Annotated in this window: 25 protein-coding genes and 1 pseudogene; 13 read left to right on the top strand and 13 right to left on the bottom strand. The window is 71.1% G+C overall.

What is annotated here, in order from left to right:
- Positions 1-2 precede the first annotated feature (2 nt).
- On the bottom strand, positions 3-1,490 hold the full coding sequence (locus ACSIH6_RS14380) for an SDR family NAD(P)-dependent oxidoreductase (protein ID WP_435108782.1): 1,488 nt from the start codon (positions 1,488-1,490) through the stop codon (positions 3-5).
- A 279-nt stretch (positions 1,491-1,769) separates the two neighbouring features.
- On the opposite strand from ACSIH6_RS14380, the gene idi reads away from it, so the two are divergent.
- The 7 genes from idi to ACSIH6_RS14345 all read left to right on the top strand — a co-directional run bounded on the left by idi (position 1,770) and on the right by ACSIH6_RS14345 (position 6,419).
- Positions 1,770-2,327, top strand: coding sequence for an isopentenyl-diphosphate Delta-isomerase (gene idi, locus ACSIH6_RS14375; protein ID WP_435108781.1), 558 nt, complete (start codon positions 1,770-1,772; stop codon positions 2,325-2,327).
- 136 nt (positions 2,328-2,463) lie between these two features.
- Positions 2,464-3,174, top strand: coding sequence for an HAD family hydrolase (locus ACSIH6_RS14370; protein ID WP_435108780.1), 711 nt, complete (start codon positions 2,464-2,466; stop codon positions 3,172-3,174).
- A gap of 159 nt (positions 3,175-3,333) precedes the next feature.
- On the top strand, positions 3,334-3,783 hold the full coding sequence (locus ACSIH6_RS14365; protein ID WP_435108779.1) for a helix-turn-helix domain-containing protein: 450 nt from the start codon (positions 3,334-3,336) through the stop codon (positions 3,781-3,783).
- Position 3,784: 1 nt separating this feature from the next.
- On the top strand, positions 3,785-4,339 hold the full coding sequence (locus ACSIH6_RS14360; protein ID WP_435108778.1) for a PIN domain-containing protein: 555 nt from the start codon (positions 3,785-3,787) through the stop codon (positions 4,337-4,339).
- 180 nt (positions 4,340-4,519) lie between these two features.
- Positions 4,520-5,047: a GntR family transcriptional regulator gene (locus ACSIH6_RS14355; RefSeq protein WP_435108777.1), complete on the top strand. Its 528-nt coding sequence runs from the start codon at positions 4,520-4,522 to the stop codon at positions 5,045-5,047.
- Between the two features lie 4 nt (positions 5,048-5,051).
- Positions 5,052-5,810, top strand: coding sequence for a GntR family transcriptional regulator (locus tag ACSIH6_RS14350; RefSeq protein ID WP_435108776.1), 759 nt, complete (start codon positions 5,052-5,054; stop codon positions 5,808-5,810).
- A gap of 117 nt (positions 5,811-5,927) precedes the next feature.
- Positions 5,928-6,419 (top strand): NUDIX hydrolase, encoded by a 492-nt coding sequence (locus ACSIH6_RS14345; protein ID WP_435108775.1) that lies wholly within the window; start codon positions 5,928-5,930, stop codon positions 6,417-6,419.
- A gap of 88 nt (positions 6,420-6,507) precedes the next feature.
- Here the strand turns inward: ACSIH6_RS14345 and ACSIH6_RS14340 are convergent, their stop codons facing one another.
- From ACSIH6_RS14340 to ACSIH6_RS14330, 3 genes are all read right to left on the bottom strand, one after another.
- A complete protein-coding gene (locus tag ACSIH6_RS14340) occupies positions 6,508-7,116 on the bottom strand; it encodes a hypothetical protein (protein ID WP_435108774.1) in 609 nt (202 codons plus the stop codon).
- Positions 7,113-7,706 (bottom strand): ATP-binding protein, encoded by a 594-nt coding sequence (locus ACSIH6_RS14335; protein ID WP_435108773.1) that lies wholly within the window; start codon positions 7,704-7,706, stop codon positions 7,113-7,115. Before ACSIH6_RS14335 ends, ACSIH6_RS14340 begins: the two co-directional genes overlap by 4 nt.
- Before the next feature lie 347 nt (positions 7,707-8,053).
- Positions 8,054-8,356: a hypothetical protein gene (locus ACSIH6_RS14330; protein ID WP_435108772.1), complete on the bottom strand. Its 303-nt coding sequence runs from the start codon at positions 8,354-8,356 to the stop codon at positions 8,054-8,056.
- 203 nt (positions 8,357-8,559) lie between these two features.
- On the opposite strand from ACSIH6_RS14330, the gene ACSIH6_RS14325 reads away from it, so the two are divergent.
- Positions 8,560-9,420, top strand: coding sequence for a helix-turn-helix domain-containing protein (locus ACSIH6_RS14325; RefSeq protein WP_435108771.1), 861 nt, complete (start codon positions 8,560-8,562; stop codon positions 9,418-9,420).
- Between the two features lie 20 nt (positions 9,421-9,440).
- On the top strand, positions 9,441-9,641 hold the full coding sequence (locus ACSIH6_RS14320) for a DUF397 domain-containing protein (protein ID WP_435108770.1): 201 nt from the start codon (positions 9,441-9,443) through the stop codon (positions 9,639-9,641).
- A gap of 105 nt (positions 9,642-9,746) precedes the next feature.
- Here ACSIH6_RS14320 and ACSIH6_RS14315 read toward each other — a convergent pair.
- The 6 genes and pseudogenes from ACSIH6_RS14315 to ACSIH6_RS14290 form a co-directional block, all read right to left on the bottom strand.
- Positions 9,747-9,974, bottom strand: a pseudogene (locus ACSIH6_RS14315) (NUDIX hydrolase); the annotation flags it as partial.
- A gap of 66 nt (positions 9,975-10,040) precedes the next feature.
- Positions 10,041-10,181: a hypothetical protein gene (locus ACSIH6_RS14310; protein ID WP_435108769.1), complete on the bottom strand. Its 141-nt coding sequence runs from the start codon at positions 10,179-10,181 to the stop codon at positions 10,041-10,043.
- A gap of 21 nt (positions 10,182-10,202) precedes the next feature.
- The gene (locus ACSIH6_RS14305; protein ID WP_435108767.1) at positions 10,203-10,769 is read right to left on the bottom strand and encodes a PIN domain-containing protein; all 567 of its coding nucleotides are present in this window, start codon (positions 10,767-10,769) and stop codon (positions 10,203-10,205) included.
- Between the two features lie 14 nt (positions 10,770-10,783).
- Entirely contained in the window at positions 10,784-11,236 is a 453-nt protein-coding gene (locus ACSIH6_RS14300) for a helix-turn-helix domain-containing protein (RefSeq protein WP_435108766.1), read from the bottom strand.
- A gap of 67 nt (positions 11,237-11,303) precedes the next feature.
- On the bottom strand, positions 11,304-11,774 hold the full coding sequence (locus ACSIH6_RS14295; RefSeq protein WP_435108765.1) for an NUDIX hydrolase: 471 nt from the start codon (positions 11,772-11,774) through the stop codon (positions 11,304-11,306).
- A 17-nt stretch (positions 11,775-11,791) separates the two neighbouring features.
- Positions 11,792-12,379: a GNAT family N-acetyltransferase gene (locus ACSIH6_RS14290; RefSeq protein WP_435108764.1), complete on the bottom strand. Its 588-nt coding sequence runs from the start codon at positions 12,377-12,379 to the stop codon at positions 11,792-11,794.
- A gap of 258 nt (positions 12,380-12,637) precedes the next feature.
- On the opposite strand from ACSIH6_RS14290, the gene ACSIH6_RS14285 reads away from it, so the two are divergent.
- Positions 12,638-14,014 (top strand): ROK family protein, encoded by a 1,377-nt coding sequence (locus ACSIH6_RS14285; RefSeq protein WP_435108763.1) that lies wholly within the window; start codon positions 12,638-12,640, stop codon positions 14,012-14,014.
- Positions 14,015-14,033: 19 nt separating this feature from the next.
- On the opposite strand, the gene ACSIH6_RS14280 is transcribed toward ACSIH6_RS14285, so the two are convergent.
- A complete protein-coding gene (locus ACSIH6_RS14280) occupies positions 14,034-17,102 on the bottom strand; it encodes a glycoside hydrolase family 3 C-terminal domain-containing protein (RefSeq protein ID WP_435108762.1) in 3,069 nt (1,022 codons plus the stop codon).
- 199 nt (positions 17,103-17,301) lie between these two features.
- On the opposite strand from ACSIH6_RS14280, the gene ACSIH6_RS14275 reads away from it, so the two are divergent.
- Genes ACSIH6_RS14275 through ACSIH6_RS14265 form a run of 3 tightly spaced genes read left to right on the top strand, consistent with a single transcriptional unit; the run spans position 17,302 to position 20,901 of the window.
- Positions 17,302-18,960: an extracellular solute-binding protein gene (locus tag ACSIH6_RS14275; RefSeq protein ID WP_435108760.1), complete on the top strand. Its 1,659-nt coding sequence runs from the start codon at positions 17,302-17,304 to the stop codon at positions 18,958-18,960.
- Positions 18,953-19,993 (top strand): ABC transporter permease, encoded by a 1,041-nt coding sequence (locus ACSIH6_RS14270; RefSeq protein WP_435108759.1) that lies wholly within the window; start codon positions 18,953-18,955, stop codon positions 19,991-19,993. The genes ACSIH6_RS14275 and ACSIH6_RS14270 overlap by 8 nt, the downstream gene beginning before the upstream one ends.
- Positions 19,990-20,901 (top strand): carbohydrate ABC transporter permease, encoded by a 912-nt coding sequence (locus tag ACSIH6_RS14265; RefSeq protein ID WP_435108758.1) that lies wholly within the window; start codon positions 19,990-19,992, stop codon positions 20,899-20,901. The genes ACSIH6_RS14270 and ACSIH6_RS14265 overlap by 4 nt, the downstream gene beginning before the upstream one ends.
- An 84-nt stretch (positions 20,902-20,985) precedes the next feature.
- Here the strand turns inward: ACSIH6_RS14265 and ACSIH6_RS14260 are convergent, their stop codons facing one another.
- Together ACSIH6_RS14260 and ACSIH6_RS14255 are read right to left on the bottom strand one after the other, a co-directional pair.
- The gene (locus ACSIH6_RS14260; RefSeq protein ID WP_435108757.1) at positions 20,986-21,285 is read right to left on the bottom strand and encodes a type II toxin-antitoxin system Phd/YefM family antitoxin; all 300 of its coding nucleotides are present in this window, start codon (positions 21,283-21,285) and stop codon (positions 20,986-20,988) included.
- A 111-nt stretch (positions 21,286-21,396) separates the two neighbouring features.
- Positions 21,397-24,129 (bottom strand): cellulose binding domain-containing protein, encoded by a 2,733-nt coding sequence (locus ACSIH6_RS14255; protein ID WP_435108756.1) that lies wholly within the window; start codon positions 24,127-24,129, stop codon positions 21,397-21,399.
- Positions 24,130-24,149: the final 20 nt, after the last annotated feature.

The raw sequence follows: 24,149 nt of genomic DNA, 5'->3' as shown, positions 1-24,149 counted from the left end.
CCCTACCAGTTGGCGGGGGCGTAGTCCTTCAGGAAGCACCCGTGCAGGTCCTCGCCCAGCTCGCCCCGCACGATGGGGTCGTACACGCGCGCGGCCCCGTCCTCCAGGTCCAGGGGCGCGTGGAACCCGGCCTCGGCCAGCCGCTCCTTGTCCGGGTGCGGCCGCTCGTCCGTGATCCACCCGGTGTCCACGCTGGTCACCAGGATGCCGTCGGACTCCAGCATCTCCTGGGCGCTGGTGCGGGTGAGCATGTTGAGCGCGGCCTTGGCCATGTTGGTGTGGGGGTGCCCCGGCCCCTTGTAGCCGCGGCCGAACACCCCCTCCATCGCCGACACGTTGACGATGTAGGTGCGGCGCGCCGGGGAGGCGGCCAGGGCCGGACGCAACCGGTCCACCAGCAGGAACGGCGCGCTCACGTTGCACAGCTGCACCTCCAGCATCTCGACGGGGTCGACCTCGCCGATCCGCCGCGTCCAGCTGTTCACCGGAGCCAGGTCGGGCACCAGCCCCCCGGCGTCGATCGCCGTCCCGGTGCGCACCCTCTCCATCGACGCGGATCCCGTGGTCAGCGCCAGGGACGTGAGCATGGCCGGGGTGAGCGCGTGGGTCGCCGGAGCGTCCTGCTCCGGGGCGGTGCGCCCCTCCAGGGAGCGCGGTCGCACACCGCCCAGCACCAGCGGCTCGGGCAGGCCCTCGCCCGTGAGCGGCTCGGCCTCGGCGTCGACCAGCGGCCCGTAGGAGCCGGGCGAGCGGCGCACCGTCTGGGCCGCGTTGTTGATGAGGATGTCCAGCGGCCCCTGTTCGGCCACCGAGTCGGCCAGCCGCAGCACCTGGGCGGGGTCGCGCAGGTCGATGCCCACCACCCGCAGCCGGTGCAGCCACTCGCCGCTGTCGGGCATCGCGGCGAACCGGCGCACCGCGTCGTTGGGGAACCGCGTGGTGACGGTGGTGTGCGCGCCGTCCCTCAGCAGCCGGAGGGCGATGTACATGCCGATCTTGGCGCGTCCGCCGGTGAGCAGGGCCCGGCGCCCGGTCAGGTCGGTGCGGGCGGCCCGGCGCTCCCTGTTGAACGCGGCGCACGCGGGGCACAGCTGGTGGTAGAAGGAGTCGACCTCGCGGTACCTCTGCTTGCAGATGTAACAGGGCCGGGGCCTGCTCAGCACGCCCGCGAGGGCTCCGCCGCTGCCGCTGGTGAGGGCGCGGCCGTTGGTCTCGTCGTCGATCCGGTCCGGCGCGGCGGTCGCGGTGGCCGCGAACACGGCGTTGTCGTGGGCCCGTTGGGCGGCCTGGCGCTCCCTGCGGCGCTGCTCCTTGACCCGCTTGAACAGGCGGGCGGTCGCGCGCTGGAGGACGGCCGAGTCCGGGTGGTCGCTGGGCAGCTCACCGGCGCGGGCGATCACGTCCAGGCACACGGCCAGCCGGTCGGGGTCGATCCGCTCCGCCGGGTGCTCCGGTTCCTCCGGCCGTGCCCGCGTACCCGTGTCCGTCATCGTCTCCGTCACCGCTCCACCGCCGCGCCGCGATCGTCGCGGCCGGCCTCCCGTTCCCTGTGTCCGGTGGCTCCCGACTCGGGGCCATCAGGAACTGTATGCGCACCCCCGGACCGCGCGGAGCACGGTCCGGTGGAGCCGGTGCGCGTCAGACGGAAGTGACGGGTGAGTATGGGAGGGAAGACCGACACCGTGTGAGAAGTACGGATACGCGTGTGACGTAAGAACGAGGGACGGCCGCGCGCGGAGCGCGGGTCCCGGAAGCGGGGGGTAGGAGCCGTGACCCAGCACAAGGCCGCCGCGAGCGCGGAAGGCGGTTCCGGGCGTGAACTCGTGGTGCTGCTCGACGAGCTGCACCGGCGCGTGGGCGTCGCCGACAAGGCCACCGTGCACACCCGGGACACCCCGCTGCACCTGGCGTTCTCCTGCTACGTCCTGGACGCGGACGGGCGGGTGCTGGTCACCCGCCGGGCCCTGGGCAAGACCACCTGGCCGGGGGTGTGGACGAACAGCTGCTGCGGCCACCCCGGCCCGGACGAGGACCTCGACGCGGCCGTGCGCCGCCGGGTCGGCCAGGAGCTGGGGATGCGCGTCAGCGGGGTGCGGCCCGCGCTGCCCGACTTCCGGTACCGGGCGGTGTCGGCCGAGGGGATCGTGGAGAACGAGTTCTGCCCGGTCTTCTGGGCTCGCGCGGAGGAGGGTCCGGACCCGGACCCGTCGGAGGTGGCCGAGCACGCGTGGACGGAGTGGGCGGACCTGGTGGCGGTCGCCGAGCGGACACCGTGGCTGCTGAGCCCGTGGGCGGTGGAGCAGATCCCCCGCCTGGACGCGCTCTGAGCGGTCGCGCCCCCGCGGCCGGAAGGCCGGGAGACGGGGCGCCCGGGAGGCGCGAAAGGCCCGAGAGGCGCGAAAGGCACCGTGTCCGGGTAGGAACGGGGTGGCCGTCCCCGACCCCCTCCCTGGAGCCGCACCCATGTCCGAACGCCCCGCCGGGCGACCGCTCCGCCCGGCCGCCCTCGTCCTCGACGTCCTCGACACCCTCTTCCCCCTCGCGCCCCTGGAGTGGCGGTTCCGGGAGGCCGGAATCCCCCGGGTGCTCATGACCCGCTGGTCGGACCACCTGCTGCGCGACTCGTTCGCCCTGGCCCTGGTGGGCGGCGACGGCGCCGACCGGTCCTTCGAGGACGTGGTCCGGGGCGCGCTGCGCGACATCACCGGTCACCAGATCGCCCCCTCCGCCGAGGACGCCATCGTCGAAGGGCTGGCCGAACTCGACCCCCGGCCCGAGGCGGCCGCCGCACTGCGCGCCGCGCGCGAGGCCGGGCTGTCCGTCGCGGCCCTGGGCGACCACGGCGACGCGCTGCCCCGCAGGCTGCTGGAGCGCGCCGGTCTGCTCCACCTGGTGGAGGACGTGCTGGCAGCCCGCCCCGCCGGGGAGTGGAGGCCCGCGCCGGGCGCCTACCGGGCCGCCGCACGGTCCCTGGGGGTCGCCCCGGAGCGGCTGGCCCTGGTCACCGCGCACGGATGGGACGTCGCCGGGGCGCGGAACGCGGGGCTGGTGACCGGCTGGTCCTCCCACCTGGAGGGGCGCTTCCCGTCGGTCTTCGCCCCGCCGGACGTCTCGGGCCGCGACCTCGCCCAGACGGTGGACGGGCTGCTCGCTCTTCCCTCTGAACACCCCTGACCGACAGGACAGCGGACCCGGCTGCGGGCCTGAGGACAGACCCAGGGCTCGGGGAGCGGACAGCAAAACCGCCATCCTCCTTGCGTTTGCTTCGTTTGTTTCGGATAATGCGGTTACAGGATTGATGTTCTGGCCTTGGCGCCAACGCGAGGAGAAAGCATGGCCGTGTTGTCTTCGCATCCGGACACCAAACAGATCCAGGCGGCCGCCAGCGCCCTGCCCCGCATTCGCCGCTACCTGGACGAGCACCACGAAACGTTGACACCCGTCCCCGTGACCGTCGAGGACAGCCAGGAAGAGCTTCTGCTGCCGCGGTCGGCCGTCGAACTGCTCGCCAGTGTGCTCGCGCACATGGCGGCCGGGCGCGGAGTCTCGATCGTTCCGGACCACGCCGAACTGACGACCCAGCAGGCCGCGGACATGCTCAACGTCTCGCGCCCGCATCTGATCGGCCTTCTCCAGGCCGGAGAGATCGCCTACCGCAAGGTCGGTACCCACCGCCGGGTTCGTGCGGACTCCCTGCTGGAGTACATCGGCAGAGACGACCAGCGTCGCCGCGAGGCCGCCGACGAACTGTCCGCGATGACTCGGGAACTGGGCCTGGACTGAGATGCCCTTCGTCGTCATCTACGATGCGAACGTCCTCTACCCGAGTACCTTGCGGGACCTGCTCATCAGGGTGGCTCAGGCGAGTCTCGTCCAGGCCAGATGGACCCATCAGATCCTGGATGAGACCTTCGACAACCTCCGGAAGAACCGCCCGGAACTGTCGGCCGACGCTTTGCAGCGCACGAGGAAGCTCATGATCTGCGCGGTGCGGGACTGTCTTGTCACAGGCTACGAACCGCTGATCGACTCCTTGGACCTACCCGATCTCGACGATCGGCACGTGTTGGCCGCCGCCATCCGCGCACGTGCCCAGGTGATCGTCACGGAGAATCTGTCCGACTTCCCCTCATCGGTCCTGGACGGGTGGGACATCGAGGCCAAGAGCCCGGACGACTTCGTTCTCGACCAGATCCACCTGGACAGGAAAGTGGTCTGGTCCTGCGCACAACAGATCGCAGACTCCTGGCGCAAACCGCCGGGAACGGTTGCTGCCGTGCTCGCCAGCCTTCAGCGCAACGGCCTTCACAGTTCGGTGGCAGAACTGCAATCCGAGTGATGGGCAGCGACTGCCCTGCTCAACGACCGTCACGGACGGGGCTCTGAGGACCATGGCCGCACCGGGCCCCCGCGCCGGGACCGGGGGCCCTCGTAAGCGTCGAGGGCTCGGCTCGTACAGTGGCGGCGCGTACTACCTTGGCATCACAGGCACCAAGGCCCCGACTTCCTCGGAGGCGAGATGAGTTCGCGATCCGGACCGAACGACGATTCGGCCTCCTACGTGACCGCACGTCCCGCTGGTGCGTCCGATCCCTGGACCGCTCAGGGAGTCCAAGCCACGCAAAGACTCGTGGAGGTCGGCGAAGTGAGCACCCCGGCGGAGGTGGCCGAGGCGCTGGGAGAGCAGGTCCGGGCCGTGGTGCGGCGCCGGATCATGCTCTTCGACGATGTCCCCGTGGAGCTCACGGACTCGTACTATCCGCTCTCCGTCGCTGCGGGCACACCCCTGGCTGAGAAACGCAAGATACGCGGCGGAGCGCCCACCCTGCTCGCCGAACTCGGGTACACCGCGCATGAGGTGGTGGAGGACGTGTCAGCAGGACCTGCGACGGCCTCCGAGGCGAAGGCGCTCGACCTTCCCTCCGGGCGCACCGTCCTCATCCTGTTGAGGACCACACGGACGGCGGACGGCACTCCTTTCGAGGTGTCCCGCATGGTGATGCGTCCCGAAGGACGGCACCTGCGTTACCGGCTGCTGGTGGGATAGGGCCATGAGACGGAAGGACACGCGCCCACGGCATCAGCAGATCGCCGCGTCCCTGCGTGCGGCGATCATGTCCGGGGAACTGGAGCCCGGAGAACGCCTCCCCACGACGCAGCAGCTCGTGGAGCGTTACGAGGTCACCGGCCAGACCGTTCAGCGCACTCTCCAGGTACTCAAGGAGGAGGGCTTCGTCGTCGGCAGGCCCGGTGTGGGCGTGTTCGTTCGGGCTGAGACTCCGCTGGTGGTTCAGGTTGCCTCCTACCTCTCCCCCTCTCTTCGGGGCGGAGCCCACCCGTGGATCTCCCGTGCCGACGAGCGCGGCCAGCGAGGTACGGCGAAGCTCCTCGACGTCACACGGGTGAAGCCGCCGCGCCAGGTCGCGGAGGCTCTCGGCACCGCCTCCGGTGAGGACGTGGCATTGCGGCACCAGCTCCTGTCGCTCGACGGCGACCCCGTCGAACTGGTGTGGAACTACTACCCTCTGTCCATCGCCGACGGCACACCCCTGGAACACAGAGCGCGTATGCGGGGAGGCTCTCCAGCCCTGCTGACCGGTCTCGGGTACCCACCGCGCGAGCACGTCGACCGGGTGTCCGTGCGTCTCGCCACACCCGAGGAGTTCAGGGCCCTGGAGCTCCCCGACGACGTACCGGTCATGCGGACTCTCCGCACCGTGTACAGCGACGAGGCCAACCCCGTGGAGGTCTCGGTCTTGGTCAAGGGTGGTCACCGCTACGAGCTGGCCTACCAGAGCACGATCCCCTGATGTCAGGGGCGCATGCCCAGAAGAAGCACCTCCTCAGCACTACCTTGATGGTTTACCCATCAAGGCATCTAGGTACAACCCTCTTGGGAACACCCTCTTCCTCCCAGGAGCGCACCAGTGCTGGAAGACTTCGAACGCGCCCGGATCGCCGACTACTTCTCCCGTGTCTCCGAAAGCCTGCCGAACGGACACAGGGCCTGCGCCATCGCGATCACCCACCTCCTGCCCGAACGTCCCGCGTTTCTGCACGCCCTCGCCGGAGTGGCCGACCTGCGCGCCGTGCTCCCCAAGCCCAAGAGCATCGACGAGGCGGCACACGCTGAGGCCTCCCGCCGCTGGCGTTGCGACGCGCTCGACCGCGCCAGGTTCAGGGCGGCCGAGGATGTCAAGGATGTTGTGCCGGTTGACCTGGATATTCACCAGATCCCGGCCAACCTCGCGAAGGGCGAGCCAGAACACTGGCACTTCGACTTCCGCTACCTGCACCGCGTGCGGGAGGCGTCGGTGCGGCTCCAGGCCGAGGAGGTGGGAGACCACGGCTGGCGCCTGCCCACCGAGGTCCCGCAGAAGCGTCTGGCGGAGAAGATCACTCGGATTCTCGGCGGCTGAGCGGCTGAGCTAATGGGCGGCTGTGACGGCCGCACCGGGCCCCCGCGCCGGTGCGGCCTCCTTGAGTGGTCGGGGCAGCTGGGAAGGGTCAGACCAGTAACTGGGTGAGGTGGTGGGCGAGGGCTCCGGCGCTGGCGGCGAGGGCGTAGCAGGTCACCGTCCAGCCCGCGCGGCGGCGGGGCCTGCGGTGGCTCGCCGGGCGGCGGGGACGGTCCGACCTGCGCGGCAGCGGCGGCGGAGGCGTACGCTCCCGCCGAGGCCGCGGAATCGGCAGGGGCTTGGGCCTCGGTCCGTCGCCGGGGGCGGGTGTGGGCTTGGGCGCGGGCGCGGGTTTCCGGTTGGGCACGGGCTTGGGAGCGGGAGCGGGTTTCCGGCCGGGAACGGAGCCGGGGTCGGAGACCGGGGCGGGCCTCTCGCGCGGACGGGGGTCACGGGCGTCGGAGGCCATCATCCAGGCGGGCACGTCCCCGTGGGTGAGCCGGTAGCGCAGCCGGGGTGTGTCGGGCATCTGCGCGAGGAGTGCGCGCTCACGCGGGGTTCGGCCCAACGAGGTCAGCGGAGGCGGCGAAGCGGGCGGCCGGTTGGTCGTCGGGCGGATTCCCGGGCGGAGCGTGGGACGGCTGAAACGCTGGCCTCGGGGTGCGTCCAGCACCCGGCGCATGCCCGGGGAGAGCTCGGGCGCAGCGGGTGCGGTCATCGGAGGGCCTCCGTGACAGACGTGGCGAACGCGGTGGCCGTGGCGGTCGGGGTGGACACGGCGGCCGAAGCAGACCCGGCGGCCGGGGTGGCGGGCAGGTCGAAATCCGCCCACAGCACGGTGCCCAGCCCCTCGCAGAACGGGAAGTCGACCACCCGGCGCGTTCCCCAGCGCGCGGAGAGGTGGTGGATGAGCAGCAGGCCCCGGCCGCGTTCGGCCTCGTGCCACTCCTGTTCGGTGCGCTGGTGGGGGATGCGCGGGCGGGTGTCGGTGTCGCGGTATCCGTCGTCGATGACCGACAGCCGTAGTGTGTGCCTCTCGGGCAGGGTCAGGGTGCGGATGACCCGGCCGTCCTGCTCGCCGGAGCGGGAGTGGTCGCACGAGTTGGCGAACATCTCGCTGGCGCACAGCACGATGGACTCGGCCAGCTCCTCCTCCAGGCCGGGCAGGCGGGACAGGTCCCGGCGCAGGTCAGCGCGAACCCGGGCGGTGGTGGCCAGGGTTCCGGGGTAGAGGCACGGTTTCCACAGGCTGTGGACAACGGCGGGCACCAGGGGCGCGGGATCGGGGTTACGAGGCAGAATGAACATGCCAGAGGCTCCTTTGGAGACATCCGATATTGACTGGCCGCGCCCCGGGGGTGTGATTGCACCCGCCGGGGCTTTGACGTGCCCGGCCGGAGGCGGCACGTGGAGGCCGGAAGAGGGGAACGCGGAGGGCATCGGCCCGCCAGGGTCCGGGAGCCTCTTCGCGTCTCGGTGTCGCGCGGAATGGGTGCAGTTCTCGCGCGGGCTGTGCATCAGGGCCGGGCGGTCGTCGCTGTCGTCCTGGGAGTTGCCGCGAGGGCAACGGGTGTGAGTCCTGTGACCGCCGTTCTCGGTGCGGCAGCACGCGGGGCAGGTCCACGATGTGGCGGGTCCAGGTCCTGGAGGTTCGTTCACTCGACGGCCCTCGCCCTCGCCTCTATCAGCTCCGCCGCGATCGAGCGGGCCACGGAGGCCTCACGGCCAGCGGGGTACAGGGGCGCGAGGGCCCTGCGGCCGTCGTAGGAGGTGTGCGCCCGGCACCATCGGCCGCTCACCAGAGCGACCGTCACCGTGCGACCCCCGCCACGGGCCACCACACACCCCGACTCGGAGGTCTCTTCCGCCTCAATCCCGTGTCTGGCTTCCAGGAGTCTCACCAGCTCAGCGGCCGGGATACCACTGGTTCCCTCGCGTGCCCGCCGTTCACCAGCCATGACAGTCCTCCACAGTGATAGCCACGGACCAACGGCCCTGTAGAGCCGCGCCCCTGGCGAATCAATCCATGAGACCATCGTTAACTATGAACTTCCTACTTTCAAGTCCAAAGTTGTTTTGCGTGATATGTCTAGTTCGTTTCATGAGAGTTCGGACTAGTATCAGCTGTGACTTGCCATGACTAACGTTGAGGAGGCGTCCGATGGCCGCGAAGCAGCCGCCACTGCCCACGGTGGGCAAACGCCAGTTGGCCCGCGAGCTGCGGAGTGGCCGAGAAGCAGTCGGGTTGACGCTCGACCAGGTGGCCGCCGAACTCGACTGGGCAAAGACCAAGGTGCACAACTACGAGAACGGTCGCTGGACACGAGGAAACCTGACGGACCTCAGGGCGCTGCTCGATCTCTATGCGGTGACTGACCCAGCCCACCGCGAGTCGCTGGAGAACCTGATGCGTGACGCGAAGAAACGCGGCTGGTGGGTCCAGTACGGAGATGCCCTCGACGGTGCGCTGCTCGCGTTCGAGGACGAAGCCTCCCAGATCAGCACCTACGAACCAGAGTTCATCCCCGGGTTACTCCAGACTCGCGAGTACGCCACGGCCTTGCTTCTCGGCTATCCCTTCATCACTCCGGGAGAAGTCGAGGCCAAGGTTGAAGCACGGATGAAGCGCCAGCAGATCCTCACCCGCGATACGTCACCCACTGCGGTGTTCGTGATCGAGGAAGCCGCCGTACAGCGCCTGCTGGGCACACCCGAAGCCTTCAAACCGCAGGTAGAGCACCTGATCGAGGTTGCCGAGGACACCAGCAACACAACGTCGATCCAGATCGCCCCGCTACAATCCGGCTTGCACGGAGGGATGGGCGGCTCGTTCGTGATCATGGACTTCGCTGGTGACTATGACCTGACCATCGTCTACACCGAGTCTGCGGCCCGCAACGCCTACCTCGAAAGCAAGGAGGAGGTAGCCCTCCATCGATCCAGGTTCACCCACCTCTGTGGAGTAGCGCTTTCGCAGAAGCAATCCGTTCAGCTACTCAAAAACCTCTTGCAGCCCACCTGACCCACGAAGGCCAAGGACCCATGGACCAGCTTCCCGCTCAGCACGAGGCGCTCTTCCGCACCTCCACCTACTCAAGTGCTTCTTCCAACTGCGTTGAGGTCGCGGACTGGTTGGAAGGTTCAGCTCTACGCGACACCAAGCATCGGGAGTTGGGCGCACTCACCTTTGGTCCTGCCGAGTGGCGCGCCTTCCTTAGCACCTCCAAGGGCGACCTCAGCTGAACCGATAGTTCCGCGCCCTGTGTCCTCTCCCCTCAAAGGAAGGCACAGGGCGTTCGCTCTGACCGGTTCCCGGAGTCAACCGCCCAAGGTCTTCGGCGCCGGGTCTCAGGTGAGGTAGAACGGCCCCGGGCGGTCCTCGTGGGCGTAGCCGATCCGGTCGAGGATGCGCTGGGGCATGTCGGGCAGGGCCCCGGGCGGGAACCAGCGCACGTCCAGGCTCTCGTCGCCGCTGGCGTCGGGCGCCCCGCCCACGGGACGGCAGCGGAAGGCCAGGGCGAGGAACTGCACGCGGTCGCCGTTGGGGTAGGTGAAGGGCTCCTGGGCGACCGCGCTCCTTCCGGAGGCCGCCGCCGGTTGACGTGGACGCGGGCACCGGTGACGTACCGATGCCCGCGTCGTTCACGGCTGCTTCAACCCTGCCCGCGTCACCCGCCGGGCCCCGGAAACGAGTTCCACGACCCGTGTGCGGATCTCTCTCAGGTGGTCATGAAGAAGGGCGATGAGATCGTCGCGCCTGACGTTGTTGGGCAGCAGGAACATGTGGATCCTGGCGTCCCCGGCTCAACGCGTGCCGAGCCGCGCTCCGAGGCGCTCGGCGAAGTCAGGGACACCCGCCTTGGCCAGGTTGTCCAAGAGCTCTTCAGGCGTCATGGGTGGGCGGCGCTTCTCACCAGCCAGTCTGACGACCGTCGTGGCGATCTCATGCGACAGCTCATCGAGCAGTTGACAGAGGTAGGTGTCCGGGTCGACGACTCCCATCCCCAGGGCAGCCAGGGAAACACTCGGGAAGTCACTCAGGTTCCAGGTGACGATCACGCTGGCCCGTCCAGCCAGCGCGGCGGCCATGTGGTGACGGTCGTCGGGATCGCCGCCGGGCATCGTCTCCGTCAGGTGGGAGTAGTCATCCTCCGGGATACGGTTATCGGCGAAGCACTCCCTGATCGCTGAGGTGATCGCCCTGGCTGAGGCGGGCGAACGCTGGTGTTCACGCACGATCACCCTCTCCCATTCGGCGAGGAGCCTCTCGGTCCAGAGCACCTCGTGAACCATGTCCTCGGTCAGGGCCAGCAGAAGGTCCATGATCGAGAACGGGAAGAGCACATTGGTGTCGACGAAGACGCGGGGCATGCGTGACCTGACGTTCAGTAGGGGAGATCGGCGGATTCAACTGCTTCGGCGATCCGCCGTCTGCCCGCACGCCTTCTCTCCCTCTTCGCTTGGAACTCCAGGACGTCGGCCAGCCGGATGACGCGGTGTCGGCTGTCGGGCAGGCGTTCGGACGGGATCTCCCCCCCATCGAGAAGGCGCACGACGAACGGCCGCGACAGACCCAGCAACTCCCCCGCCTCGGCCGGAGTCAGGCTGGTCTCGGACGCCAGGACCGTGACCGCGTGCCCCTCCGAGAACTCGCTGGCCGAAGCCAGCAGAACCTTCATCAGGGATTCCGGCAGGGTGACCTCGCCACCGTCGGACAACCTCAACACCAGCCGCGACCCACCGCCCGCCGCACCGTTCATGACCCGCTCGGCTGCCGAGCGGTCGTCCACGCCGGGCTCGATCCGGGGCGCGCGGCCCAGCACACTCGATCGCACCATCTGGACCTCCCTTCAGTGGCACCAGCATATCTGAAATAAGCGTAACCACAATGCCCGGACTGAGGGATCAGGTGAGGTAGAACGGCCCCGGGCGGTCCTCGCGGGCGTAGCCGATCCGGTCGAGGATGCGCTGGGGCATGCTCGGCAGGGCCTCCGGCGGGAACCAGCGCACGTCCAGGCTCTCGTCGCCGCTGGCGTCGGGCGCCCCGCCCACGGGACGGCAGCGGAAGGCCAGGTCGAGGAACTGCACGCGGTCGCCGTTGGGATAGGTGAAGGGCTCCTGGGCGACCACGCTGGTGAGCCGCTCCACCTCGACCTCCACGCCGGTCTCCTCGCGCACCTCGCGGACCACGGCACGGGCGGGCTCCTCCTCCGGTTCCAGGATGCCGCCGGGCGTGGACCAGCGGCCGTCGTCCGCGCGCCGGTGCAGGAGTACCTCGCCCTCCTCGCTGATCACCACCGCCGTCACCCCGACGAGGGGGAGGAGGCCGTGGCCGACGTGGCTGCGGAGCGCGAGGAGGAAGTCAGGAACGGGCATGGGCCCGAGGGTAGCCCCTAGTTCCGCTCCCGGGCGGCGCGGAGTTCGGCGTACTCCTCGTCCAGGATCGACATCAGCACCGCGTCGTGCCACTCGCCGTCCCAGCGCAGGAACTCGCGCCAGACGCCCTCGTGGACGAAGCCCGACCGTGCGTAGGACCTCTGCGCGCGCGTGTTGAACGCGAACACCTCCAGGCCGACCCGGTGCAGCCCGGCCACGGTGAAGGCGTACTCCAGCACCAGGTCCGTGGCCTCGGTGCCGTAGCCCCTGCCGGTGACGGACATGCCGTTGAGCGCGATCCGGTAGCCGACGCTGGCGTTGTCCGGGTCGAGGTCGATCAGCGCGCACTCGCCCACGGGCGCGCCGCCCTCCCTCTCGAAGACGACCCAGTCGGCGCGGTCGTGGTGGTCGGGCCGCGTCGCGGCCCAGCGCACCAGCTCGTCCCTGGTGAACTCCCGGTGGGTGCCGGTGAGGCGGCGCACCTCGGGGTCCATGCGCAGTACCGGTTCGACGAAGTGCTCGCCGGTCCTGGCGTCGAGCGGTTCGAGGCGGACCCTCTTACCGGTGAGGACGGGCTGGTCGCGGAAGACGTCGGCAGGCACCATGCCCGGGATCCCACCAGAGGGGTCCGCCGGGCGCAACGGCTTTTCCGGCCCGGCCTCCCTGCGCCGGTCCCCGGCCCCAGCCCCGGCTTCCCAGCCCCCGCTTCCCGGACCCGCGATCGCCTCCCCGGCCACACCCGCCCCCTCCGCCCCCTCCATCCCCTCAGCCGCACCTGCCGGGGTAGCGCTCCCGCTCACGCCGCTGCCTCCCTGTACGATCCGGGCACGGTGTGCCGTGTCGGGCAGGACGAGGGGGACCAGGTGTCGGTCGGTTCGGGAACGGTGAGCTTCCAGACGGTCCGGGAGACCAACCTGGGCGTCGTGCTGCGCACGGTCCGCGAGCTGGCCCCCTGCTCGCGCGCGGCGGTCGCCGCGGCCACCGGGCTGAACAAGACCACGGTGTCCAGCCTGGTCGCCGACCTCATGGCGCGCAGGCTGGTCCGCGAGACCGGGCGCTCCTCCCACCAGCGGGTGGGGCGCCCCGGGGTGCTGCTGGACCTGGACGACTCCTCGATCGCGGCGATCGGTCTGGAGGTCAACGTGGACTACCTGTCGGTGGTCGCCGTGGACCTGCTCCAGCGCGAACTGGTCAGCCGCCACGTCCCCTTCGACGCCCGGTCGGCCGGGGCGGAGGCGTGCGCGCGGCACATCGCGCGCACCCTCGGCGCGATGGTGGCCGACCCGGCGCTGCGCGGGCGCACCGTGGTGGGCGTGAGCGTGGCGGTACCGGCGCTGATCGACGCCCCCTCGGGGAGGGTCACGCACGCGCCCAACCTGGGCTGGCGCGACGTGCCGCTGCGCGACCGGCTGTCGGAGCTGCTGCGCGAGGCCGGGGTGGAGGGCGTCCCGGTGCGGGTGGACAACGACGCGAACCTGGGCGCGGTGGCCGAGTACCGGGTCGGGTCGTTCGCGGGGACCGCCGACCTGGCGTACCTGACCGGCGAGGTCGGGATCGGCGCGGGCATCCTGACCGGGGGCGAGCTGCTGCGCGGGGTCAGCGGGTTCGCGGGCGAGGTGGGCCACCTGTCGCTGGCCCCGGACGGGCCGGAGTGCGCGTGCGGGCGACGCGGCTGCCTGGAGGCGCTGGCGGGGATCGGGGCCATCCTGCACGGGGCCGTCCCCGACCGGTTCCCGGACCACCCGCTGTCGGGCAGCGACGTCGCCGAGCTGGTGGGGGCGGCCGTGGAACGCGCCGAGGCGGGCGACGACGCCGCCGTCGGCGCGCTGGAGCGGGCGGGCACGTGGCTGGGCCGGGGCCTGGCCGTGCTGATCAACGTCACCAATCCGAGCCTGGTGGTGCTGGGCGGCTACTTCGTGCCCCTGGGCCCGTGGCTGCTGCCGAACTGCCGGGCGGAGGCGGCCGCGAGCGCGTTCGCGCCGGAGGCGGGCGGCTGCCGGGTGGAGCTGTCGTCCCTGGGGCTGAGCGCGGCGGCCCGGGGCGGGGCCACCGCGATGATCCACTCGCTCGACGCGGGACTGCTGCCCCTGCCCGATCCCGTCGCCCCGGCTCCCCAGCCCGCAGCCGCGTCCGCGTCCGCGTCCGCTGAGGAGTCCACAGCGGAGCCTGCTGCTGGACACGCCAAAACCCCGGTGACGGACGCGGCACGGCCGGGCGGCGACACCGCGGACACCGCTTAGCGGACCGGCACGGTGCCGGTCAGTCCGCGTCCGTAGCCGGAGCGCCTCCGGTCAGGACCAGGTCGGCCACCGCCGTGCCCGGCCGGTCGAAGACCAGGTACAGGTCACGGATCCCCCCGGTTCCCCTCGCGTCCTCGAAGGCCGCGCTGACCCCGGTGAAGTCGTAGCCGTCCTTGCCCGCCGGGACGTCGGCCACCGCGGCGGTCGGCCCGTCCTCGGGGTCGTCCAGGCGGATCCGGACCGTGCAGGCGTGCTCGGCGTTCACCGTGAGGCGGCACCCGGTGACCCCGTCGCCGAGGTCCACGTCGTGGAAGGCCGCCCACGCGCCGCCCTCCCGGGAGCGCACCGCGTCGCCCCGCTCGGGGGTGAGCGGGCACAGGGACGTGCCCCGGGCGTCGTCGTAGCCCGCGGCCGACCACGGCGTGCGCGCGTCGCGGGGCGGGATGGTCTCCCCGGGCACGTCCAGGGCCGCGGTGGCGCGGATGTCGGTCGCCGAACGCCCGACCAGCACCTGGCGCGGCGCGTCCTCCACCACGAAGCGGTCGCGGGTGGTGTCCCACAGCGCGAGCCGTTCCACGTCGAAGGACACCGTGGCGACCGCGCTGCGGCCCGGCTCCACGCGCACCCGGGCGAACCCGCGCAGCGCGCGCAGCGGCGTGCGCACCCGCGAGGCCAGCTGGCGGGTGTAGACCTGCACCACCTCGTCGGCGGGCCGCGTGCCCGTGTTGGCGACCATGACGGTGACGGTGACCCGGCCGCCGTCCACGCCGACCACGGGGGCCGCGTACTCCACCCGCGTGTAGCCGAGGCCGTGCCCGAAGGGGTAGAGCGGCTCGCCCTCGAAGTACAGGTAGGTGCCGCGCGCGCCGACGATGTCGTAGTCGAGCATCCCGGGCAGGTCGTCGGCGGAGCGGTACCAGGTCTGCGGAAGCCGCCCGGAGGGCTCGGCGTCGCCGAAGAGCACGTCGGCGAGCGCGTGACCGTACTCCTGTCCGCCGTGCGCCGACCACAGGACGGCCGGAACGTGCTCGTCGGCCCAGGTGACCCCGAACGGGCAGCCGCTGCTGAGCACCAGGACCGTGGCGGGGTTGGCCGCGCGCACGGCGCGCAGCACCCGCTCCTGGGCGGCGGGCAGGTCCAGGTCGGTGCGGTCCTCGGTCTCGCGCCCGTTGACCATGGGGTGGTCCCCCAGGACGACGACCGCGACGTCGGCGGTGGAGGCGGCGCGCGCGGCCTCCTCCGCTCCCGAGCCGATCCCGTCCACGGTGAACGGGGTGGCCCGGTCCCCGTCCTCCGTCAGGACGAGGAGGCCGTCCCGCACGGTGACGCCGCGACCACTGTGGACGTGCGTGAGCCGCAGGAGACCGTCCTCCTCCGCCAGGCGGAAGGTCTGGGTGACCTCCCAGGTGCCGGGGCCGGGGGCGGTGCAGGCCAGGACTCCGTCGGCACCCGCGTCGACGTACCTGCCGGTGCGCACCGAGCGCAGGGCGCAGGCGCCGCCACCCCAGTCCAGGAGGTCGAAGCCGGGGTCCTCCACCGAAGAACCCTGTGCCGGGGAGCCCTGTGCCGGGGAGCCCTGTGCCGGGGAGCCCTCGCCCCGTGTGCCTTCCCCAGACGCGTCCTCGTCCCGCGCGCCCCGCACCGAAACGCCCTCCGTCCGGGCTTCCTCCGTCCGCGCGCGCTCCGTCTCGGGCGCGTGCCGCCGCAGGGTCCCGTCCGCGCCGCGCAGCGGACCGTGCTCGTCGGGGAAGACCGTCCGGAGCGGTCCCCCGTCGCCGGGGTCCACGACGATCCCGCCCCCGAACGCCCCCAGCCGCACGCGGTCCACGCCCTCGCGGAACACCGTCTCCACCCGCTCGGCGATCCCGGCGCGCGCGGTGACGGCGTAGGGCAGCGTCCCGCTGTACCAGTCCTCCAGCACGGTGTCGCCGAGCTGGCCGACGACGGCGACCCGGCGCACGTCGCACAGCGGGAGCGTGCCCTCGTTGCGGAGCAGGACGATCGAGCGGGTGGCCGCCTCCCGGGCCAGCGCGCGGTGCTCGGGGGTGTCGAAGGCCCCCGCGTCCCCGGCCTCACCGTTCGGCCCGTCCCCGGCCAGCAGGTCCCCGCCCTCCCCGACGGCCCCACCGGTCACGGGGTCGAACTCGCCCAGCCGGATCCGGACCGACAGCACGTTGCGCGCGGCGCGGTCGACGTCGGCCTCGGTGAGCAGCCCCCGGCGCAGCGCCTCGCGCACGTGCCCGAGGGTGGCCTCGGTGCGGTCGTCGTCCTGGGTGAAGCTGTCGAGCCCGGCCCGGATCGCGTGCGCGTAGGCGGTGGGCAGGTCGGGGCGGAAGTGCTGCGTCTCCACGAGGTTGGCGGGCGCGTAGGCGTCGCTGACCACCAGCAGGCGGTCGGGCGCGGCCGGGCGCAGCACGTCGCCGATCAGCGGGCTCAGGTGCGCGGGCCGCCCGTTGACCAGGTTGTAGGAGGGCATGACCGCCACGGCCGCCCCCTCGGCCAGGGCGGGCAGGAAGGCCTGGAGCTCGTACTCGTGCAGGACCCTCGGCGGCAGGTCGCTGGAGGTCTCGCAGCGGCCCTCCTCGTTGTTGTAGGCGAGGAAGTGCTTGAGGGTGGGCGCGAGGCGCAGCGTGTCGCCGTCACCGGCCAGCCCCCGGGCGTAGGCGGCGGCCAGGACCCCGGTCAGCCACGCGTCCTCGGAGTAGCCCTCCTCGTTGCGGCCCCAGCGGGGGTCGCGCAGCGGGTTGACCACGGGCGCCCAGACGTTGGGCCACGCGCCCGCGCCCCTGCGGGCGAGCACCTCGTCGCCGGTGGCCCGGCCGACGAGGCGGAGCAGGCCGGGGTCCCAGGTGCTGGCCAGGCCGACGGCCTGCGGGTAGACGGTGGCCGGTCCGAGCCAGGCCAGTCCGTGCAGGGCCTCGGTGCCGGTCCGGAAGGGGCCGATGCCGAGGCGCTCGACGGGCGCCTGGTGCTGGTGGAGCAGGCCGATCCGCTCGTCCGGGGTGAGGCGGGCGAGCAGGTCGTCCACGCGCCGTTCGGACGGCAGGGCGGGGTCCCGGTACGGCGGCAGGTGCGGCTGGAGGGTCATGGGGGGTGTTCGCCTCTCGTACGCGAGGGTATTGTCCTTCGAAATCGAACCGCTTCGACTTCGATACCTGAGGACCTTGTGTGCCACATCACAGTGGAGTAATTTGTTTGTCTAAACGGCCAACTAATTCATAGCAAAATGGCCCTTCGTTTCCTACCCCCCTGGGCTCCCCGGCCTGCTCAACCGAAGGAACGACGCTATGCGCACCACCCCCCTGCGCCCGATCCCCAGCCGACGCCGCTTCCTCGGCCTGGTGGGCGCCTCCACCGCCGCGGCGCTCACCGCCGGAACGCTCTCCGGCTGCGGCTCGGAGTCGTCCAGCGGCGGAGGGTCCGCCTCCTCCGCCAGCTCGCTGGACGACCTGATCCCCACGCACATCCCGTTCCAGGGGGTCACCCCCGACATCCCGGGACAGCACGGCGCCCCGGACGGGTTCACCGCCTACCCGACGGAGTTCGTCCGGGCCGTCCCCGAGGCCCCCGGCAGGGGCGGTCAGTACACCGCGATGACCCCGCTGTGGGGGCCCATCCCGCCCGGGCTGGGCGACAACTCCTTCTTCGACCACGTCAACGGGCGCCTGGGCGCCACGGTGGAGTTCAACTTCCAGGACGGCAACACGGTCATCGACAAGATGAACGCGGTGATCGCCGGGCGCGACGTCGCCGACATCACGATGATCCCCGACTGGGTCATCAACCTGATCCCGCAGTTCAACCGGGCCGTCGGCGAGCTCTTCGAGGACCTGACCCCCCACCTGGCCGGCGACGCGGTGCGGGCCTACCCGCTGCTGGCCAACCTGGACAGCGACGCCTGGCGCTGGAACGTCTTCAACCAGCAGCTGCACGGGATCCCCTGGCCCTCCGAGCCCTTCAGCAGCTGGGTCCTGTACCGGCGCGACCTGCTGGAGGAGTACGGCCTGGAGGCGCCGACCAGCCCCGACGATCTGTTCGCGATCGGCGAGGAGATCAACGACCCGGACAACAACCGCTGGGCCTTCGGCGACTTCAACCTCACCATGCGCCAGATCTTCGGCGCGCCCAAGCAGTGGCGCTACGAGGGCGGCGAGCTCATCCACATGTTCGAGACCGAGGAGTGGAGGGCCAGCGTCGAGTACATGCGCAGGGTGTTCGACGCGGGACTCGTGCACCCCGACATCGTCGCCCTGGGGGACAACTCCAAGGAGCTGCTCAACTCCGGACAGATCATTTTCAACCAGGACGGCATCGGCGCCTGGCACGAGGCCTACATGCAGATGCTCGGCGACAACCCCGACTTCCGCCTGGACCTGATGCCGGTCTTCGGCAACGGCGGCGCCGACCCGGTGATGCACAGCGGCGACCCCTCCGCCCAGTCCGTGTTCGTGCGCAGGGGCATGGAGCCGGAGCAGATCGAGGAGATCCTCGGCATCATCAACTACTGCGCCGCGCCGTTCGGGACCCGGGAGTACATGGACTACCGCTACGGCGAGGAGGGCGTGCACCACGAGCTCAACGACGACGGCGCCCCGCAGCTCACCGACACCGGCAACGGCGAGGTCAACGACGGCTACTACTTCATCAGCGGGCGCCCCCAGGCGGTCACCGAGAGCCAGTACCCGGACTTCGTGCCGTGGAAGTGCGACTGGTACAACCACGCCGCCCAGTTCACCGGGGACGACCCGTTCGCGGGCATCCGCATCCAGCGCCCCGAGCGCTTCTCCGGGGCCGAGACCCCGCTGAGCGACAGGGTCAACGACATCATCCGGGGCCGAGAGGACCTCAGCGCGCTGGACCAGGCCGTCGCGGACTGGCGCCGCGACGGCGGCGACGAGGGACGCGAGTTCTACATGGGGGTCCTCCAGGAGCACGGCCGTGACTGAGCGGACCATGACCAAGGGCGAACCGCCCTCCCCGGCCGCCGCGTCCCGCGGGCGCGGGGGCCGGGGGCGGCCCCCGACCGTCCCGGACCACCGGGGCGGGTCCGCCTCCCCGGGGCGCAGACGGGTCCCGTTCGGGGCGAGGCTGCGCCGCGACTGGCAACTGCTGCTGATGACGCTCCCGGCGATCGGCCTGCTGGCGGTGTTCCACTACACGCCGACCCTGGGCAACATCATCGCCTTCCAGGACTACAACCCCTGGGACGGGGTGTGGGGCAGCCCGTGGGTGGGGCTGGCGCACTTCGAACGGCTGTTCACCGACCCCCGCTTCTGGACCGCGGCGGGCAACACGCTGGTCATCGCCGCCGTCCAGCTGGTGTTCTTCTTCCCCATCCCGATCGCCCTGGCCATCCTGCTGGACAGCGTCCTCAGTCCCAGGCTGCGGATGGTGCTCCAGAGCATCGTGTACATGCCGCACTTCTTCTCGTGGGTCCTGGTCGTCACCCTGTTCCAGCAGATCCTGGGCGGCGCCGGGCTGTTCTCGCAGATCCTGCGGCAGAACGGGTACGCGCCGCTGGAGGTCATGACCGACCCGGACGCGTTCCTGTTCGTGGTCACCTCCCAGATGATCTGGAAGGACGCCGGGTGGGGCACGATCATCTTCCTGGCGGCGCTGGCGGCCGTGAACCAGAACCTCTACGAGTCCGCGGCCGTGGACGGCGCCGGGCGCTGGCGGCGGATGTGGCACATCACCCTGCCGGGCCTGCGGCCGGTGATCATCCTGCTGCTCATCCTCAAGATCGGCGACATCCTCAACGTCGGGTTCGAGCAGTTCTACCTCCAGCGCGACGCGTTCGGATCGGGCGTGTCGGAGGTGCTGGACACCTTCATCTACCACCAGACCCTGGTGACGGGGAACTTCAGCGCGGGAGCGGTCGCGGGCCTGGTCAAGGGCATCGTCGGACTGGTTCTCATCGTTTTGGCCAACAAGCTGGCCCACAAGATGGGCGAACAGGGAATCTACCGACGAGCATGAGCACACTGTTCAAGGACCGCCCCGTGTGGGCGGAGCGCCCGAGCCTTCCCGCGCGCGCCGCGAAGAACTCCACCCTGGCCGTCATCGCGGTCATCATCCTCTTCCCCCTCTACGTCGTGATCCTGACCAGCCTGTCCCCCGCCTCGGCGGTGAACAGCGCGGGCGGCCTGGTGCTGGTCCCGCAGGGGATCTCCTTCCAGGCCTACGCCGACCTGTTCAGCGGCGGCGTGGTGACCCGGGCCGTCCTGGTCAGCCTGGGCGTCACGGCCGTGGGAACGCTGGTCAGCCTGGTGGCGACCATCCTGGCCGCCTACGGGCTGTCCCAACCCGGGTCGCTGTGGCACCGGCCGCTGCTGTTCGCGGTGCTGCTGACCTTCCTGTTCGCGCCCGGCATGATCCCGCTGTACCTGCTGGTCAGCAACGTCGGCCTCATCGACAGCTACTGGTCGCTGATCCTGCCGACGGCGGTGAACGCGTTCAACCTGGTGGTGATGCGGGCGTTCTTCATGAACCTGCCCCAGGAGATCGGCGACAGCGCCCGGGTGGACGGGGCGAGCGAGTGGACCATCATGACCCGGCTGGTCCTGCCCATGTCCAAGGGGGTCACCGCGGTCGTCGGGCTGTTCTACGCGGTGGGCTACTGGAACGCCTTCTTCAACGCCATCCTCTACATCAACGACAACTCCAAGTGGCCGCTCCAGCTCGTGCTGCGCCAGTACGTGCAGCAGGGCCAGCAGCTCAGTTCGAGCTCGGTGATCGGCGACGCGGTGCAGGGCTCCGCCTCGGCGCCCAACCTGGCCATCCAGATGGCCATCGTGGTGGTGGCCCTGGTGCCGGTCACGTTCATCTACCCGCTGGTCCAGAAGCACTTCACCAAGGGCGTCATCATCGGCGCCGTGAAGGGCTGAGGCGCCTCTCCGACCGCCCGCGCCCCCGGGGTTCTCCCTCCTCCTGGAACCCCGGGGGCGCGGGTGCGCCCGGGCCCCGGCGGTTCACCCCTCCTCCCGGGCCAGCTCCCGTGCCATCTCCTCCAGGGAGACGGACCCCTCCCGGCCCTCCTCCTCGGCCTCGTCCGCGAGACGGCTGAGCCACGCGTCCTCCGCAGCCTGCTCAACTTCAAGCAGGCGGCGGTACTCGTCGACGTCGAGGAGGACGGCGACCGTTCTTCCCCGTCGCGTGATGAGGGTCGGGGTGTGCTCATGGCAGGCGCGGTCGATGGTGCTGGCGAGGTGTCGTCCCACCTCGGACAGGGTGGCGGTCACCGGCTCGTGCATACGGCCTGTGTACCGCATGCGGGTCTGCTCCTGGTCAGGAACGGCTCAGTGTCCCGAAGACGTGACAAGGCGAAGGGCCGGGAACCGCTCCCGCGGCTCCCGACCCCGCCGTGTCGGTGTGTCAGGGCGTCAGCCGCAGGCCTCCCCGTTCAGGGTGAGCCCGGTCGGCCGCGCGGGCTCGCCGTCGACGATCCCGTTGAAGCCGACCGTCACCGAGCTCCCCGGGGCGATCCGGGCGTTCCACCCGGCGTCGGTGACCCGCACGGACGCGCCGTCCTGCGTGTGCGCGCCGTTCCAGAGGCTGGTGACCTCCTCGCCGGCCGTGAACTCCCAGCCGACCTCCCAGCCCTCCAGGGCCTCGTCGCCGGTGTTGGTGACCGTCACCCCGGCCTGGAACCCGCCGCTCCAGGTATGAGTGATCTCGTACCCGACCGCGCAGTCCCCGGGTTCGGGCTCGGGGTCCGGTGAGGGCTCCGGGGTGGGATCGGGGTCCGGCGAGGGGTCCGGTGACGGCTCGGGGTCGGGGTCGCCGCCCCCGCCCGCCAGGTCGCCGTAGACGATCCCGCGCCCGTTGGTGCCGACGTAGACCCGGCCGTAGACGTTGGGGTCGCCGGTGACGGTCGCCCCCGTCCAGGCCCACTGGTGCTGGTCGTCGTTGATCCGCACCCAGGTCCCGCCCGCGTCGTCGGAGCGGAAGATCCCGCGCACGCCGTCGATCCTGGAGCTGGTGTACACCGCCGGGTAGTCCGAGCCCGGCGCGGGCGCGCCGAAGCCGACCGCGTCGCCCTCGTCCACGGCCTCGACCCGCTCGAAGGTGGCCCCGGCGTCCGTGCTCCGCCACATGCCGTAGTGGTCCCCGGTGCCCCCGGCGACCCACACGTCACCGGTGTGGCCGGGCACCGCGCCGAAGCGGATGTTGCCCTCGGCCGGGAGCCCGTCGAAGCCCGCTGTGAAGGTGGCCCCGCCGTCGGTGCTGGTGTAGAAGGTGCCGCCGGAGACGGCGTAGAACACGTCCGGGTCCACCCGGTCGGCCTCCACCCGCGCGCCCGCCGGAACACCGGTGGAGGCGGTCCACGACGAGCCCAGGGTGGTGGAGGTGTGCACACCGGTGCCGTCGGGGCTCCACACGACGGACGAGCCGTCCGCGTTCACCGCGACCGTGCCGCCGCCGGTCACCCCGCCGGGCTCCTGTCCGGCCCACCAGCTGTCGCCGCCGTCGGTGGACAGGCCGATGGCCGCCTCGGCGTCGCTGCCGCCGACCCGCGCGATGGTCGCGGGCTGGAGTTCGGCGAAGTCCAGGCTGGTGCCGTGGCCCCAGTAGGGCTGTTGGTACATCTGGTCGGGGACGGTCTCCAGGTCCTGGTGGGTGAAGCCGCCGACGTCGAGCAGGGCCGAGTGCAGCGGCGCGCCCTCGGGCGGGCTGATCAGGTCGTTGACGGCCGTCTCCTCGATGCCGTGCGCCCTGACCCCGATGTCGAAGGTGGTGCCCGCGTCCCAGTTGGTGAGGTTGTCGCTGCCGTAGATCGTGGCGCCCGTGCCGTACATGAAGCGGTCGGAGTCGAACGGGTCGATCGCCATCGCCTGGGTCATCCAGCCGAGTTTGGGCTGGGTCTCGGGGGGCGTCCCGGTGCCGCCGAAGTCCAGCCAGGGCGCCCCGGAGATGTCCATCTCGTAGCGCGCGGTGCGCTCGGGGTAGGCGCCCCAGTCCCACGCCTGGGTCCAGGTCTGGCCGCGGTCGGTGCTGCGGTAGATCTGGATGTCGGGCCACCAGGAGATCTGGGTGGCGACCATCAGCGTGTCCGGGTCCTGCCGGTCGATGGTCAGGCCGCCGTAGCCGAAGTGGTTGTCCTCGGAGCTGGAGGGGACGGGACTGATGTTGGTCCACTCCCCCGTCGCCAGGTCCATGCGCCACACGTCGCCGGAGTCGCCGTCGTAGGGGCCGGGGGTGCTGGTGGTGGCCATGTAGAGCTGGCCGCCCTCGTGGTCCACGACCGAGTGCGCGGGCAGGTGCCCCGTGGGCGCGCCGGGGACGGGCTCCCAGGTCTGTCCGCCGTCCCGGCTGCGGTAGACCGGGTCGTCCAGGTCGGCGACGCCGACGTAGACGTCCTGCGTGACCGAGCCCTCGGACCCGGTTCGGGGGTCGAAGTCCACCCAGGTCACGCCGGTGACGTCGGACATCATGCCGGTCTCGTCGGCCGGGTCCTGGACGTAGTCGCCGGGGTTGGGGAACGCCTCCACCTCCGCCCAGGTGGCGCCGTGGTCGGTGCTGCGCCACAGGCCGTTGCCGCCGCTCGCCCCGAAGTAGACGACGCTGTTGTCGCTCGGGTCCACGGCCAGGCGCTCGCCGAGGCCGCGGCCGGGCATGTTGCCGCCGAGCTTGAAGGGCAGCTCGGCGACGTCCCAGGTCTGGCCGCGGTCGTCGGAGCTGAGGATGGCCCCGTTGTTGGGGTCCCAGTCGTTGGTGTAGGTGCCCACGGCCGCGTACACGCGGTCGGGGTCGACGGGGTCGGTGGCGATGCTGACGACGCCCGTGTAGCCCCACTCGTCCCAGCCGACCCAGTCGAGCAGGGGGATCCAGCGTTCGGTGTCCGGGTTCCAGCGGTAGGCGCCGCCGATGTCGGTGCGGGCGTAGGCCAGGCCCGGCTCGGTCTCGCTGAAGACGATGCCGGGGACGAAGCCGCCCCCGACGATCTCGACGTTGTCCCACTCGTAGGCGGCCTGCGCCGCGGTCGGCTCCGCGGGAGCCGCTCCGGCCGCGGTGGTGGCGACGACGGTGGAGGCGGCCAGTGCGGTGGCCGCCGCGACGGCGAGCGCCGGTAAGCCCCGCCCGCGTCTGGGGGGCCGGTGCTGTTCGGGAGGCATGTGCGGGCTCCTTGGGGGAA

It is taken from the genome of Nocardiopsis synnemataformans (genome assembly GCF_965343085.1).
Classification (GTDB): domain Bacteria; phylum Actinomycetota; class Actinomycetes; order Streptosporangiales; family Streptosporangiaceae; genus Nocardiopsis; species Nocardiopsis alborubida.
Note: the sequence above shows the minus strand (reverse complement) of the source record. Positions and strands in the feature narration are given on the sequence as shown.

Coding starts and splice junctions, on each gene's coding strand:
- ACSIH6_RS14330 (WP_435108772.1), bottom strand. CDS start 8,356: ATGGCTGGTGAACGGCGGGCACGCGAGGGAACCAGTGGTATCCCGGCC.
- ACSIH6_RS14340 (WP_435108774.1), bottom strand. CDS start 7,116: ATGACCGCACCCGCTGCGCCCGAGCTCTCCCCGGGCATGCGCCGGGTG.
- ACSIH6_RS14380 (WP_435108782.1), bottom strand. CDS start 1,490: ATGACGGACACGGGTACGCGGGCACGGCCGGAGGAACCGGAGCACCCG.
- ACSIH6_RS14280 (WP_435108762.1), bottom strand. CDS start 17,102: ATGACCCTCCAGCCGCACCTGCCGCCGTACCGGGACCCCGCCCTGCCG.
- ACSIH6_RS14295 (WP_435108765.1), bottom strand. CDS start 11,774: ATGCCCGTTCCTGACTTCCTCCTCGCGCTCCGCAGCCACGTCGGCCAC.
- ACSIH6_RS14310 (WP_435108769.1), bottom strand. CDS start 10,181: ATGTTCCTGCTGCCCAACAACGTCAGGCGCGACGATCTCATCGCCCTT.
- ACSIH6_RS14320 (WP_435108770.1), top strand. CDS start 9,441: ATGGACCAGCTTCCCGCTCAGCACGAGGCGCTCTTCCGCACCTCCACC.
- ACSIH6_RS14305 (WP_435108767.1), bottom strand. CDS start 10,769: ATGCCCCGCGTCTTCGTCGACACCAATGTGCTCTTCCCGTTCTCGATC.
- ACSIH6_RS14365 (WP_435108779.1), top strand. CDS start 3,334: ATGGCCGTGTTGTCTTCGCATCCGGACACCAAACAGATCCAGGCGGCC.
- ACSIH6_RS14325 (WP_435108771.1), top strand. CDS start 8,560: ATGGCCGCGAAGCAGCCGCCACTGCCCACGGTGGGCAAACGCCAGTTG.
- ACSIH6_RS14360 (WP_435108778.1), top strand. CDS start 3,785: ATGCCCTTCGTCGTCATCTACGATGCGAACGTCCTCTACCCGAGTACC.
- ACSIH6_RS14370 (WP_435108780.1), top strand. CDS start 2,464: ATGTCCGAACGCCCCGCCGGGCGACCGCTCCGCCCGGCCGCCCTCGTC.
- ACSIH6_RS14255 (WP_435108756.1), bottom strand. CDS start 24,129: ATGCCTCCCGAACAGCACCGGCCCCCCAGACGCGGGCGGGGCTTACCG.
- ACSIH6_RS14355 (WP_435108777.1), top strand. CDS start 4,520: ATGAGTTCGCGATCCGGACCGAACGACGATTCGGCCTCCTACGTGACC.
- ACSIH6_RS14260 (WP_435108757.1), bottom strand. CDS start 21,285: ATGCGGTACACAGGCCGTATGCACGAGCCGGTGACCGCCACCCTGTCC.
- ACSIH6_RS14335 (WP_435108773.1), bottom strand. CDS start 7,706: ATGTTCATTCTGCCTCGTAACCCCGATCCCGCGCCCCTGGTGCCCGCC.
- ACSIH6_RS14350 (WP_435108776.1), top strand. CDS start 5,052: ATGAGACGGAAGGACACGCGCCCACGGCATCAGCAGATCGCCGCGTCC.
- ACSIH6_RS14265 (WP_435108758.1), top strand. CDS start 19,990: ATGAGCACACTGTTCAAGGACCGCCCCGTGTGGGCGGAGCGCCCGAGC.
- ACSIH6_RS14300 (WP_435108766.1), bottom strand. CDS start 11,236: ATGGTGCGATCGAGTGTGCTGGGCCGCGCGCCCCGGATCGAGCCCGGC.
- ACSIH6_RS14275 (WP_435108760.1), top strand. CDS start 17,302: ATGCGCACCACCCCCCTGCGCCCGATCCCCAGCCGACGCCGCTTCCTC.
- ACSIH6_RS14290 (WP_435108764.1), bottom strand. CDS start 12,379: ATGGTGCCTGCCGACGTCTTCCGCGACCAGCCCGTCCTCACCGGTAAG.